This window comes from Herminiimonas sp. CN (assembly GCF_000622895.1).
Lineage (GTDB): Bacteria > Pseudomonadota > Gammaproteobacteria > Burkholderiales > Burkholderiaceae_D > AVCC01.
This window is the reverse complement of the sequence record NZ_AVCC01000041.1, coordinates 1-12644: the sequence shown is the minus strand read 5'-3', so window position 1 is coordinate 12644 and position 12644 is coordinate 1. Positions and strand designations below refer to the sequence as shown.

General features: G+C 59.6%; 10 protein-coding genes and 4 pseudogenes. 13 read left to right on the top strand and 1 reads right to left on the bottom strand.

The genetic code is table 11. The annotated features are described in order from the left end of the window. Window positions 1-24 precede the first annotated feature (24 nt). The 13 genes and pseudogenes from HMCN_RS0110265 to HMCN_RS19265 form a co-directional block, all read left to right on the top strand. Complete coding sequence (locus tag HMCN_RS0110265; protein ID WP_025917304.1) at window positions 25-1983, top strand: DUF1302 family protein; 1959 nt, start codon at window positions 25-27, stop codon at window positions 1981-1983. Between the two features lie 18 nt (window positions 1984-2001). After that, the gene (locus HMCN_RS0110260) at window positions 2002-3306 is read left to right on the top strand and encodes a DUF1329 domain-containing protein (RefSeq protein ID WP_025917303.1); all 1305 of its coding nucleotides are present in this window, start codon (window positions 2002-2004) and stop codon (window positions 3304-3306) included. A gap of 67 nt (window positions 3307-3373) precedes the next feature. Further along, window positions 3374-3729 (top strand): annotated as a pseudogene (locus tag HMCN_RS19570) (transposase); the annotation flags it as partial. After that, window positions 3729-4022 (top strand): annotated as a pseudogene (locus HMCN_RS18665) (transposase); the annotation flags it as partial. The pseudogenes HMCN_RS19570 and HMCN_RS18665, both read left to right, overlap by 1 nt. Window positions 4023-4128: 106 nt before the next feature. Next, window positions 4129-4569 carry a Zn-ribbon domain-containing OB-fold protein gene (locus HMCN_RS0110245; RefSeq protein ID WP_025917302.1) on the top strand — a complete coding sequence of 147 codons (441 nt, stop codon included), beginning with the start codon at window positions 4129-4131 and terminating at the stop codon, window positions 4567-4569. Between the two features lie 20 nt (window positions 4570-4589). Continuing rightward, window positions 4590-5759, top strand: coding sequence for a thiolase family protein (locus HMCN_RS0110240; protein WP_025917301.1), 1170 nt, complete (start codon window positions 4590-4592; stop codon window positions 5757-5759). Between the two features lie 24 nt (window positions 5760-5783). Further along, window positions 5784-6524 (top strand): SDR family NAD(P)-dependent oxidoreductase, encoded by a 741-nt coding sequence (locus tag HMCN_RS0110235; protein WP_202962659.1) that lies wholly within the window; start codon window positions 5784-5786, stop codon window positions 6522-6524. Then, window positions 6415-7287 (top strand): SDR family NAD(P)-dependent oxidoreductase, encoded by an 873-nt coding sequence (locus tag HMCN_RS17595; protein ID WP_369792148.1) that lies wholly within the window; start codon window positions 6415-6417, stop codon window positions 7285-7287. Before HMCN_RS0110235 ends, HMCN_RS17595 begins: the two co-directional genes overlap by 110 nt. Before the next feature lie 41 nt (window positions 7288-7328). Continuing rightward, on the top strand, window positions 7329-8564 hold the full coding sequence (locus HMCN_RS0110225) for a CaiB/BaiF CoA-transferase family protein (protein ID WP_025917298.1): 1236 nt from the start codon (window positions 7329-7331) through the stop codon (window positions 8562-8564). Further along, window positions 8548-9777 carry a CaiB/BaiF CoA-transferase family protein gene (locus HMCN_RS0110220; RefSeq protein WP_025917297.1) on the top strand — a complete coding sequence of 410 codons (1230 nt, stop codon included), beginning with the start codon at window positions 8548-8550 and terminating at the stop codon, window positions 9775-9777. The genes HMCN_RS0110225 and HMCN_RS0110220 overlap by 17 nt, the downstream gene beginning before the upstream one ends. Window positions 9778-9940: 163 nt before the next feature. Further along, window positions 9941-11161: an acyl-CoA dehydrogenase family protein gene (locus HMCN_RS0110215; RefSeq protein WP_025917296.1), complete on the top strand. Its 1221-nt coding sequence runs from the start codon at window positions 9941-9943 to the stop codon at window positions 11159-11161. A 35-nt stretch (window positions 11162-11196) separates the two neighbouring features. Next, window positions 11197-11967, top strand: coding sequence for an enoyl-CoA hydratase/isomerase family protein (locus HMCN_RS0110210; protein ID WP_025917295.1), 771 nt, complete (start codon window positions 11197-11199; stop codon window positions 11965-11967). 283 nt (window positions 11968-12250) lie between these two features. Beyond that, window positions 12251-12397, top strand: a pseudogene (locus HMCN_RS19265) (IS630 family transposase); the annotation flags it as partial. On the opposite strand, the pseudogene HMCN_RS18660 reads toward HMCN_RS19265, so the two are convergent. Next, window positions 12390-12479, bottom strand: a pseudogene (locus HMCN_RS18660) (DUF4372 domain-containing protein); the annotation flags it as partial. The pseudogenes HMCN_RS19265 and HMCN_RS18660 sit on opposite strands and share 8 nt — an antisense overlap. Window positions 12480-12644: the final 165 nt, after the last annotated feature.

Below are 12644 nucleotides of genomic sequence, written 5' to 3'. Positions count from 1 at the left end.
ACAGCGCTAATTGGAGGGATTCACATGGAATTGAGACAGCAGCACCGGGGTGTGCCCCTGGCCATGGTGGTTGCCGCCATGGCGATTGCCGGACAGGTGTCGGCCGCCGACAACCTGCCATCCTTGGGCGAAGAGGCATCTCCCTGGAACGTGGATGTAACCTATGAAAATCACACCGCACGCCGCGAAAGTGTCGGCCTCGCCAAGTTCCGCAACACCCTGCAGGTGGAAGCGGACAAGAGCCTGAGCGACGGCTGGGGGCTGCACAGCATTCTGCGCGGCAGCTTCGACGGCGTTTACCGCATGAACAAGAGCGAGTACGGCCGCAATGCCGGCGGTGCGGTCAATCTGCAGACGACGACGCCCGGCGGCTACGTCTCCGTGCCCTACGGCGCCGGCCTGGGCCACACGGCTGTGGCGGGACTTGGCCTGGTCGACAACAAGTTTGTAGATTCTTACCCGACCAGCCCGAACGAAGGCTTCCGGGTGCTTGGCGATCGCTGGCACGACATCAACGGTGGCGTCGCCTTCGCCGTGCCGGTTCGACCCTGCGATACCGATTCGCGTGGCTGTCGCGATTTTGGTGGCTATGGCAATCAGAGTCTGCGCGAACTTGAAGCGCCCGAGTTCAACGACCGCTGGGATTTCCTGCGTGAAGTCTATGCCAAGAAGACCTTCGGTCTTGCAAATGGCGATTCGCTGTTCCTGAAGGTTGGCAAACAGCAAGTCGTCTGGGGGCGTACTGACTTGTTCCGGGTGCTGGACGTGATCAACCCGATTGATTACTCGCGCAACAACATTTACGACGAACTCTCCGAAATCCGCATCCCGATGTGGATTGCCCAGGCAGAATACCGGATGGGCGCCAGCGAGTCGATGCAAGATCGCAACTTCCAGGTGGTCTGGAACTTCGATAAGTTTCGCCCCAGCAACCTGGGCCAGTGCGGCACGCCCAACGCGATCCTCGATGCGGGCTGTTTCTTCCGCGGCATGGCCAACCTGTGGGACAACGGCGGTACGGTGGCGAACTTCGCCAACGTTGCACCGGGCGTTCAGATGGCGACCAACTTCGGCGCGCACCAGATCGGCCTGAACAAGGTGAATCTGCCCGAGTGGAGCCTGCAGAACACGCAGCTGGGCGTCAAGTACGAAGGCGTCAGCAAGGATGGCCTGTCGTTCTCCCTGAATGCCCTGACCTACCGGTCGCAGTTGCCCTCGCTCCATGGTGGAATAGGGGGGGTCAACGGCTTCACTGGCGCATCGCAGGGCAGCTGGCCTTCTCTGATCGCCTTTAACATGGAGTTTCCACGGGTGAATCTGGTCGGCGGCTCGATGGACTTCCAGTTGCCGGCCGTCGGCGCTGCGATCCGGACGGAGCTGGCGGTTACCCAAGGGGAAGAATTTCAAAACACCGCCCGAAAAGAGCTGTTTTCTAAAAATAATGTCTCGCGCATGGTGATCGGGGTGGATCGCCCAACCTTCATTCCGTTCATCAGCGAGACATCGGCGACGCTCATCTCGGGACAACTGTTCTGGCAACACATCTTCCAGCATGAACGCCAACAGGGTACGCTCGGCACCGTGGGTATCCCCGATTTTCAAAACAACTTTATCGGCACCTTGCTGATCAAGGGCTTCCTCCGTAATGGCACGGTCAGTCCGCAGATCATGTTTGCTAGAGACTTCAATGCCCGGGCTTTTGCCGTTGCACCCCAGGTTGAGTGGAACGTCAGCAATGACCTCAAGCTGACCTTCGGCGCCAACTACAAGGGAGCCGATGGCAATGATCGGTACAAGTTCGACGATTGCCGTTCGTGTAACCCGTGGGCGCCCTTTACAGCCCCGAGTGGTGACGCCGATCCCTTCACGCCCGGTTCGCGCGGTCTGTCTGGTCTAGAACCGCTCGGTCGTTTCCGCGCCGGCCCGATTGGTGCCGCGTTCAATGAAAATGACATCTACGTCAAGGTTAACTACAAGTTCTGATCACCGAGGAGACACCCCATGAAAAAACATCTCAAAACCTTGCTGCCCATCTTGCTCGCCGGTCTTGTCGGCAGCACGCAGGCCGCAACCGAGGCCGACGTCGAAGCCTCGTTCAATCCCTACCAGGCGGGGATGCCGAGTTTCGCCGGCCTCACCGCGGGGATGACCATCAACAAGGGCAACGTACAGAAGTTCAAGGAACTGTTCGATTCCTCCACTTATGCATTTATTGAACAGGGGAGTCTTGAAGTCCCTATCGAAAAAACGAGCTCAATAGCCCTCAATCCCAACTACGTCGCGGCCACCAAGAAATATGCGTCGCAAGTGAAATTGGGCAGTAGTCCCGGTACGATCGATGGTTATGTGGCGGGTCGGCCGTTCCCCATGAAACCGGAGAAGAGTGATCCTCGCGCTGGGGAAAAATTAGCCTTCAATTACAAATACACACAGATCATTGGGGACAGTGGTCGCATCTATCCCTTTATCTGGTCTTATAAGGATGCAAAAACCGGCAAGGCGGAACGGCAGCTTGATCTTGACTTTCATACCATAAGCCTTAAACATCGCACTACGCAAGAACCTAAATCCGATATTGAGCCGAATCCGTCAAAGATCTATCGAGGGATTTATTTGAAGGTTCTTGCCCCGAACGACCTGAAGAATACCCAACTCCTGATCCAGCGATATGACGACGATGCCAAGCTGGATGATTCCTATCTGTACCTGGGATTTCAGCGCCGCGTGCGACGCCTGGCAACGGGGCAGACTACGGATTCGTTCCTGGGGTCGGACCTCATGATCGAGGATTTTGAGGGCTACAACGGCCGGGTTCTTGACATGGACTGGAAGTACGTCGAGACCAAAGCCATGCTGATGCCGGTATATAAGCACAGCGAATGGAAAAATACCGAACCGAGAGATGCGGATGGCTACGGGCAGGCGACCTTCGCAGGCAAGGGCGGCTGCTTCCACAATACGCCATGGTCACTGCGGGTTGTGCACGTGCTGGAAGGAACGCCGACGAGCAAAGCAAGCCCGATCGGCAAGCGCGTGATGTACATGGATGCGCAGACATCGGTGTTTCCGATGATTCTTATGTATGATCGGAAGGGCGATCTCTGGAAGCGCTGGAGCGTTGCATTCAGTGATTCTGCCTATCATGCACCGGCCAATAAAAATGCGGGGATTGCACTCTATACGTCTGCTTCGATGTTCGATGCACAGGCGCAGCACTGTACGACACTGAAACTCAGATCGATTAGCGATGCGAGCCTTAATCCTCCTTCGCTATTCACAGTTCAAAATTTGCGTGGCGGGGATTAAGGACTCTCGTACGAGATATTGACCTTGATGGCCGGACTGCTCTGGAGTACGAAAGAGCAATCCGGTCACGCTGATGAAGAAGATGGGCATCGAAGCTCTGTACAAGAAGCCCAACACCAACCGCCGCCATCCGGCACATGCCGCCTATTCGTACTTGCACGCAATCTGGAAATCAATCGTCCCAATCAGGTGTTCGCGGCAGATATCACGTACATCCCATTCAAGCGCGGTTTCGTGTACCTGTTTGCCGTACTGGACTGGGCCAACCGACGGATGCTGTCATGGCAGCTGTCGAATACGTTGACGACGGATTTCTGCATGGATGCGGTGCAAGCAGCGATCCATCGCTACGGTGCGCCGGACATCTTCAATACCGATCAGGGTAGCCAGTTCACCAGCCTCGAATTCACGCAACTGCTCAAGGACAAACACCGGTAGCCTACGCGGTTGGCGGAGCACGGCAAAAGTTGTCGATGATTTCTGCCGTCACCAATCAGGGCAAAGCGCGTTGGATGATCATTGACGAGAACTTCAATGCCGGCAAGCTAATCGAGTTTCTGGCTGCGCCGATCAAAGGCGCAAAGAAAAAATATTCCTGATTCTGGATAATTTGCGGGTCCATCACAGCAAGTCGGTAAAGGCGTGGCTGGAAGAAATACAAGGCGAAGACCGAGGTTTTTTACCTGCCCAGTTACAGCCCGCAATTGAACCCGGATGGGGGCACTCCTTAGTGCCTAAGTGTTCGCACCAATTGTTGCCAATAGCTTCGACGCGCAATAATGCGTCACTTACGATAATTTACGATTTTCAAAGGAGGTTGCAATGTCCGACGAGAAGAATCAGAAAAAACCGGAAAAGAAGCCCGATGCTACTTTCTTTCATCCCGATCTGCTCGAGGTGCCCACCGACGGCGGCAAGCCTTATCTGAAAGGCTACCGCTGCAAGAGTTGCGGACAGCTCGATTTTCCCAAGTTGAGTCTTTGTCCGAGTTGCTGGGGAGAGGAGTTCGAAGTCGTGCCTCTGAGCCGCCGGGGAACGCTCTACAGTTTCAGCGACAACTACATCGGCCAGGCCGGAATGAAAACCCCGTATTCATTCGGCTACATCGATCTTCCGGAAAACCTACGCATTTTCGCGCAACTGGAGGGCGAGCCCAAGACTTTCTTCTGCGATGAGGCAGTGGAACTGACAGTCGGACCGGTGCGCGACAACCGCGACGGTGTGCCGTTGATCAGCTACAAATTCCGCAAAGTCGAAGACTAACGCTACCTGGGTGAGAAAAGATGAAATTGCAGCGCAACGTATATATCGCCGGTGTCGGCGAAACAAAATTCGGCAGGCATAATGTCGACTTCGACGTCCTAGGTCGCGCGGCGGCCCTGGAGGCGCTTAGAGCGTCCAATATCAGTCGCCCGGACATGGTGCAGAGCGCCTATATCGGCAATGGCACCAATGGCATGGTCACCGGGCAGACGGTGCTGAAAGACCTCGGCATGTGCGGTCATTTGCCGATCATCAATGTCGAGAGCGCGTGTTCGGCGGGCGGTATGGCGGTGCATATGGCGGTGCGCGATGTCGCCATGGGTCTCGCCGAAATCGCGATTGGCATCGGCTGCGAGAACCACACGATGCACATGGCGCAGGGCACGGCCTTCGCCACGGCGATGTCGGACATCGAGACCGTGCATGGCGCGGTGATGACCGGCAAGTACGCGATGCGCGCCCAGCGCTACATGTACGAGACCGGCGCCACGGCCGAGGATCTGGCCATGATCACGGTCAAGAACCGGCGGCATGCAACGAATAATCCCTTCGCCTGGTTCAAGGGCGAGATCAGCATCGAGGAAGTGGTCAACTCGCGTGTCGTCGCCTCGCCGCTGACGCTACAGCAGTGCTGTGCCATTGCCGACGGTGCCGGTGCCGTGGTCGTCTGCTCCGAGGAAATGGTCAAGAAACTCGGGATCGACAAGCCGGTCCGCGTCGCCGGCTCGGTCGTGCGCTCGGGGCCGTACCACAACCGGCCGCGCGATATCACCGGCGACGACATCACCGAGGAATCGGCGGCGCAACTGTACGAGGAATCGGGAATCGGGCCGGAGAATGTTGACATCGTCGAACTGCACGACGCTTTCACGATTGCCGAACTCTTGTACTACGAGGCCCTCGGCCTCTGCCCCAAGGGCGACGGACTGAAGTTTCTGCGCGACGGTCAGACGACGTATGGCGGCAAGTGCGTAGTCAGTCCGCGTGGTGGCATGCTGTCGTATGGGCATCCGATCGGCGCCTCGGGGGCCGCGCAAATCGCCGCCAGCGTCAAGCAGATGCGCAATCAATGCCCGGGCTATCAGGTCGATCCTATCCCGCGCGTGGCGATGACGCATGTGACCGGCGGCGGTCTGTCGGGAACCGAGCACGCGGCATGCACAATGCACATGCTGGTCAGCAACTGGTAAGGGGGCAGGGCGATGGAAGCGAGTGTGAAAAACAGGGTGGCGCTGATCGTCGGCGCCGGCGACGAAATCGGCGCGGCGATCGCGCTGCAACTAGCGTCGGACGGGGTGCGGCTGGCCTTGGCCGGGGCTGAGCGCGACAAGGTGGAGGCGCTTGCCGAGCGAGTGGCCGATTGCGGCGTGAAGGTTCTGGCGATCGAGGTCGATACTGCGGATCCGGCGTCGATCGCTGCTTGCATTCAGCGAGCCCTAACGGAATTCGAGAGGATCGACATCCTCGTCAACAATGCCGGCGAAGTGGCTGCCAAGCCGCTGTGCGCGCTTAGCGCCGGTGATGTCGGCGCGGCCGTCAATACGGCACTTGCTGCACCGTTTCATTTCATTCGCGAGGTGGTTTCGGGGATGCAGGAAAACGGTTTCGGGCGGATCGTCAATATCAGCGAACTTGGCTACCTTGGCCTGGCCAACCAGGCCAACGCCGCTGCAGCGCGGGCGGGATTATTCGGCCTGACGCGCTCGGCCGCGCTGGAGACGGCGCGTGATGGCGTGACGGTCAACACCGTGGTCAAGGGCGATATTGCGACTGCGGCCACGAGCGAAGCGGAGAAGGAAAAGCTGGTCAACGGCATCCCGGTCAAGCGACTCGGGACGGCCGACGATGTGGCGCGGGCGGTACGTTTCTTCGCGGCGGATTCGGCCAAGTATCTTACCGGGCAGACCTTGTTCGTCTGCGGTGGCAAGAGCGCTTATTTTTCGATGTCGATGTAGTGATTGGGGGCTTGAAATGGGAATAGAGAACAGGGTCGCCTTGATTACGGGCTCCGCCAGCGGGATGGGGCTGCAGACGGCGCAGCGGTTTGCCGAAAAGGGCGCGGCGGTCGTCATTAACGACATCGACGCACAGAAGGTGCATGACACGGTCGAAACGTTCCGGGCGAGCGGCTTCCGCGTTCTCGGCGCGGTCGCCGACATCAGCAATAAGACAGCGGTCGAGGGCATGGTGCAGCGCGTGGTCGACGAGTTCGGCCGCATCGACGTGCTGGTGAACAATGCCGGCATGGAACGCGCCGGCGCGCTCCGGAAGCTTAGCGAGGCCGATTGGGACATCACTATCAACGTCAACCTCAAGGGAACCTTCCTGTGCTCGCAGGCGGTTCATAGCCACATGGTCAATAACAAGCACGGCCGCATCATCAACATCGCCTCGCGCGCTTGGCTCGGGGGCGCCGGCCAGTCGCCGTATTCGTCGGCCAAGGCCGGCGTCGTCGGGATGACGCGGGCGCTGGCGATCGAGCTCGGCCGTGGCGGCATTACCGTGAACTGCATCGCGCCGGGGCTGATTCACACCCCGATGTGGGACGAGTTGCCGGAAAAAGATCAGCGGTTCCTGCTCTCGCGGCAGCCGACGGGAAAGCTTGGCGATCCCGACGACATTGCCCAGACCGTGCTTTTCCTGGCGGATGACGAGGCTGGGTTCGTTTCGGGGCAGGTTTTGTATGTGTGCGGCGGTCGGAGTCTGTTCGCCGGTTGATCCGGCGGGCATACGATGACACCGGCAATCGGGAAAGCGGGATGGAACAGAACTATTTCTCCAGGCTCAGGGTGCTCGACCTCACGGGCGAGCTCGGGCCGTACGCGGCCAGGATGTATGCCGGCCTTGGAGCCGACGTGATTCATCTCGAACCGCCGGCGGGCGACCCGCTGCGGCACGTCGGGCCGTTTTTTCGGAATACCCCGGGGCCGCAGGCGAGTCTGCCGTATCTGTATTTCAATGCCGGCAAGCGCGGCATGGCGATCGATCTCACGCAGGCGGCGGGGCGCGCTGTCTTTCGCCGTCTCTGCCAGAGCGCCGACCTGCTGCTCGACAGCTGCGTGCCCGGCTACCTCGACAGCCTCGGTCTGTCGTACGCCGAGTTGAGCCAAGATAACCCGAAGCTCGTACAAACGTCGATCACCCCCTTCGGCCACAGCGGCCCGCTGGCCGGCTACCCGGGCTCGGATCTCACCTGTTCGGCCCTGAGCGGCTTCCTCTATCTGGCCGGGGTGGACGGCGACAAGCCGGTGCGCGCGCCGGACAATCAGGCCTATCGAATGGCCGAGGCCTATGCCGCAGTCGGCAGTTCGATCGCCTTGTTCGGTGCGCGGCGCACCGGGCGCGGCCAGTTCGTCGACGTCGCCTGCATTGAGGCCGAGGTGATGGCGCTCGAAAACGCCGCCCAGTTCTGGGATCTGGAAGGCAAGATCCGGCGCGGGCGCGGGCGCGAGGCGGGCGGCGCGACCTTGCATCCGTGCGCCGACGGCTACATTGCGCTGGTCGCGATCATGGGCCGCAACAAGCCAATGTGGGTGCCGTTCGTGAAATGGATGCAGGAAGAGGGCGTCGAGGAATGGCAGGTCTTCGACGACGACAAATGGATCGACTACGCGTATCGCACCTCGGACGAAGGCTACGCCACGTTTTGCCGGGTCTTCGAGCGCTACACGCGGGCGCACGACAAGGCCTACGTCTATGCGACCGGGCAGCGCTACAACATCGCGGTGACGCCGGTGAGCGACGGCCAGGATTTGCTCGAAAACCCGCAGTTGCGGCACCGCAATTTCTGGCAGACGGTGCATAACGAGACGCTCGGCGCCGACATCACCTATCCGGGGGCGCCCTACGAGTTCGGCGAATTGCAGTGGCGGTTCGGCCGCAACGCGCCCCGGTTCGGGGAGCACACGGTCGAGGTCCTGGCCGAGAGTGGCTATTCGGCCACCGAGGTCGATCAACTGATAACGACAGGAGCGGTCCATGCCGAACAGCGCTGAAGGCGCCCTCGCGGGCATCGTCGTCTGCGATTTCTCCTGGGTGGGCGCCGGTCCGATCGCGACCAGCGTGCTTGCCCAGTGTGGTGCGGACGTAATCAAGATCGAAAGCGTCAAGCGCCCCGATATCCTGCGCAAGGGCGAGCCGTTCAAGGATGGCATCGGCACCGGGCTCGACCGCAGCGGCTACTTTGCCGCGCGCAACGCCAACAAGCGCGATCTCGCGCTCGACATGAACCACCCCAAGGCGCGCGCGGTGGCGGTGCGGCTCATCGAGAAGAGCGATATCGTCATCAACAACTTTCGCGTCGGTCAGATGGAAAAGTGGAATCTGGGCTGGGAAGACGTGCAAAAGATCAACCCGCGCGCGATTTACGTCACGATGAGCCTGCAGGGCACGTCCGGGCCGCACAGCCGCTACATGGGCTACGGCGTCAATCTGAACGCGCTTTGCGGCCTGACGGCGCGCGCCGGTTTTCCCGGCAAGCCGCCGTTCGGCACCGGCACCAATTACACCGACCACGTGATGGTGCCGACGCATACGCTGTTCGGCATCATGGCCGCGCTGCTCGAACGGGAAACGACGGGCCGGGGGCAGACAGTCAGCCTTTCGCAGCTTGAATCGGCGATCTGCATGACACCGAGCGAGCCGATGGCCTACGCCGCCAATGGTGAGTCCCTCGGGCCGCTCGGCTACGGCGATCCGGAGGCGGTGCCGCACGGCGTCTACACGACTCTGGGCTATCGCAAATGGATCGCCATTGCCGTGTTCAATGACGAGCAGTGGGTGGCGCTGCGGCAGGTCATGGGTAATCCGCCGTGGGCGGAGGCGGCGCATTTTTCGACCGCCGAATCACGGAGACGGAACGAGGAAGAGCTCAACGCACGCATCGAGGCCTGGACCGCCGGGCAATACGCAGACTGGCTGATGGATACGCTGCTGCGTGCCGGGGTGCCGGCCGGCAAGGTCAATGACGCGCGCGAGGCGATAGAGGACGAGCACCTGCGCCGGCGCGGCTTGTGGACCTACCTCGATCATCCGGAGGTTGGCGTCAGTCTCTACAACCGCGCCCCGATCGTTTTTTCTGCAACGCCGGTCCGCATGGAGACCGCGGCGCCGTCGATCGGGCAACACACGAAAGAGGTGCTGGGCGGCATGCTCGGGTATTCCGAGGCAGAGATAGAAGCACTGAGCAAGGACGATGTTCTGGTCTGAGCGTTCGTGAAAAAGCCGTGGCAGCCGGGCCGTGCTGCGGCAACGGTGCGAAATCCCGGGCGACGAACGGCAAGGAAGAGCGAGGGAAAGATTTGCTGCAACGCCGAATGGCTCGCAGCCTGGCCTCGAGTTGAATTTACGATTCTAGACAAAAGAGTGAGACATGGATTTCTCGATACCTGAAGAATATGTGATGCTGAAGTCGGTTGCGCAACGCTTTACCACCAATGAACTGATGCCCCTTGAACATGTGCTGCTAGAGCGCGAGATGCGCATGTGGACCGACGGTTACCATTTGCTTCCCGACGATGCGCACGCGCACTTGATGCGCGTGTCGAAGGAAATGGGCTTCTGGGGCATCGAGGTCGACGAGAAATTCGGCGGTCAGGGTTTGGGCATGATGGCCAAGACCTTGGTTGTCGAGGAGATGTCGAAGTCGCTGGTCGGCTTCTCGCACCACGGCTTCACGCTGCCGCCCGATGCGCCGAATCTCTATTACCTGAACGAATGCGGAACGGACGCCCAGCGCGCGAAGTACCTCGACCCATATTGTCGCGCTGAACTCGATTCGGCGATGATGGTCACCGAGCCCGGTGCCGGATCGGATATCAGCGGACTCAAGACGACCGCCGTGCGCAAGGACGGCAAGTGGGTGATCAACGGCTCGAAAATCTTCATCAGCAAGTGCGACAAGGAAAAGCTGTTTTTCATCTGCATTGCGGTCACCGACAAGGATGCGCCGGCTAAGCGGCGATTCACCGCCTTCCTGCTCGACAAGGACACGCCGGGCGTGCAGATCGGCAATGCCATTTCAGTCATCGGCGCCATGCCGAGCTGGTCGGTATTCCTCGACAACGTCGTGGTCGGCGATGACGCTGTCCTCGGCGAAGTCGGCGACGCCTTCATTCCCCTGCAAAACCGCTTCGGCGTGCGCCGCATCGAGTTGGCCGCGCATTGCACGGGCATGGGCGAGCGCCTGATCCAGATGATGATCGACCAGGCCAACATGCGTAGCACTTTCGGCGCGCCGCTTGCCGACCGGCAAACCGTGCAGAACTGGATCGCCGATTCGACGATGGAACTCGAGAGCGTGCGTCTGATGCTCTACTTCACGGCGTGGAAGTCGGACCAGGGACACAAGGATCTGCGCCTTGAAGCCTCGTCGCTCAAGGTCGCCGCCACCGAAATGCTGACGAACATCGCCGACCGGGCGATTCAATTGCACGGTGGGCTCGGCGTATCGCGCGAGCTGGGCATCGAATACGTCGCCCGCATGGTGAGGATCTGGCGTATTGTCGAAGGCGCCTCCGAAATCCACCGTATGTCGATCGCCAAGAAACTGCTCGGCGAAGGGAAAACCTACAACCTTTTCACCACCGCCTGACCGGGGCTCCTCTCGTACATACAAAGGAAAAGAAAATGCCAGTCGATCTGCAAGTCACCAACCACGTCGCCTACGTCACGCTCAATCGCCCGGAAGCGATGAATTCGCTCGATCCCGAATCCACGGCCAGCCTGACCGAAATCTGGGAGCGCGTCAGGACCGATCCCGACATTCGCGTCGCGGTCCTCACCGGGGCCGGGGAGAAATCCTTCTGCACCGGCACCGATATGAAAAAATCGCCGCCACCGACCGAATGCATGGCTGCGACCTATTTGCGCGAAGGGCAGCCGATCGTGCCGCACATGAAAATGTGGAAGCCGATCATCGCCGCGATCAACGGCTTCGCCATTGGCGGCGGGCTGGAAATCGCGCTCGCCTGCGACATGCGCATCGCCAGTTCCAACGCTAAATTCGGCTTGACCGAAGTGAAGGTGGCGAGCCTCGCCGGGCTGAACGGCACTCAGTTGCTGCCGCGCGTCATGCCGCAGGCGGTGGCCATGAAGATGCTGCTCACCGGCGAGATGATTGGCGCCGAGGAAGCTCTGCGCTACGGTCTGGTGAGCGACGTGGTGGAGCCGGGCCAACTGCTCGATCTGGCGCGCTCTTATGCCGAGAAAATCGCCAGCGCGGCGCCGCTCAGCGTGCAGGCTGCGAAGCAAGCGGCCGTTCTTGGACAGGACATGCCGCTGGAGCACGGGATTCTCTTTTCCCACATGCTGTGGGGCGTTCTGCGCGACACGGAAGACCGTAAGGAAGGCTTCACGGCCTTCGCGGAAAAGCGTCCGCCGGTATTTCGCGGCGCCTGATCGACGCGTGAAAAGGCAAGAAAAGCACCGGCCCTCTGGCGTTTTGCCGGAATCTGGACCGGTGCTGGTGTTTCCGTTTTCGGTTGTCTGCGCGATACACGTGGACGAAGTGCCCGCTAACCGATCCTGACGCGACTCTACTGCAAATCTGCTTTAAGGTCACAGCGTCGGCCAAAGATTCCACTGAGACGTGGTTAGAAAATGACGGGAGATTCACCCGGGAGTTGCGCGAAAGATTGATCCACTCCAGTGGGCCGAATAATGGCAGGTCGGTGTAATTTTGTATCCTGCCATTGAGGCGCGCGCTAAAGCCGAGGGCGCAGAGATTCTCTGGGGTAGTGAGACGGCCGTCGTCAACACCAATGTGCGTGGCCGTTGCTATGCGCCGCGCGGCCAAACACCGGTGGTCTACGCGGTTGGGCTTGTGCGAGCAAATTGACTTCGATGTCGCGCAGCGATTCCCGATAAGTCAGTTGCGCGAACGCTATGGCAAAGAACTGATCCAGGCAGGAAAATCTTCCTGATTAGTTACCAACCTCAGATGAACGCTAATTTCTGTGGAATTTCAATCAAGAAATGAATTCCGCGGCATGTAAAACGCTGATTTTATTACTTATTCCATCTTTGAATTACTAGAGAAGCAACATGGATTTTCACGTCTGAGGTTGGTAACTAAT

Bases quoted from the DNA above. Each gene is read 5' to 3' on its own strand.
- HMCN_RS0110215 (WP_025917296.1), top strand. From the start codon at position 9,941: ATGGATTTCTCGATACCTGAAGAATATGTGATGCTGAAGTCGGTTGCG.
- HMCN_RS0110260 (WP_025917303.1), top strand. From the start codon at position 2,002: ATGAAAAAACATCTCAAAACCTTGCTGCCCATCTTGCTCGCCGGTCTT.
- HMCN_RS0110210 (WP_025917295.1), top strand. From the start codon at position 11,197: ATGCCAGTCGATCTGCAAGTCACCAACCACGTCGCCTACGTCACGCTC.
- HMCN_RS0110225 (WP_025917298.1), top strand. From the start codon at position 7,329: ATGGAACAGAACTATTTCTCCAGGCTCAGGGTGCTCGACCTCACGGGC.
- HMCN_RS0110240 (WP_025917301.1), top strand. From the start codon at position 4,590: ATGAAATTGCAGCGCAACGTATATATCGCCGGTGTCGGCGAAACAAAA.
- HMCN_RS0110220 (WP_025917297.1), top strand. From the start codon at position 8,548: ATGCCGAACAGCGCTGAAGGCGCCCTCGCGGGCATCGTCGTCTGCGAT.
- HMCN_RS17595 (WP_369792148.1), top strand. From the start codon at position 6,415: ATGTGGCGCGGGCGGTACGTTTCTTCGCGGCGGATTCGGCCAAGTATC.
- HMCN_RS0110265 (WP_025917304.1), top strand. From the start codon at position 25: ATGGAATTGAGACAGCAGCACCGGGGTGTGCCCCTGGCCATGGTGGTT.
- HMCN_RS0110245 (WP_025917302.1), top strand. From the start codon at position 4,129: ATGTCCGACGAGAAGAATCAGAAAAAACCGGAAAAGAAGCCCGATGCT.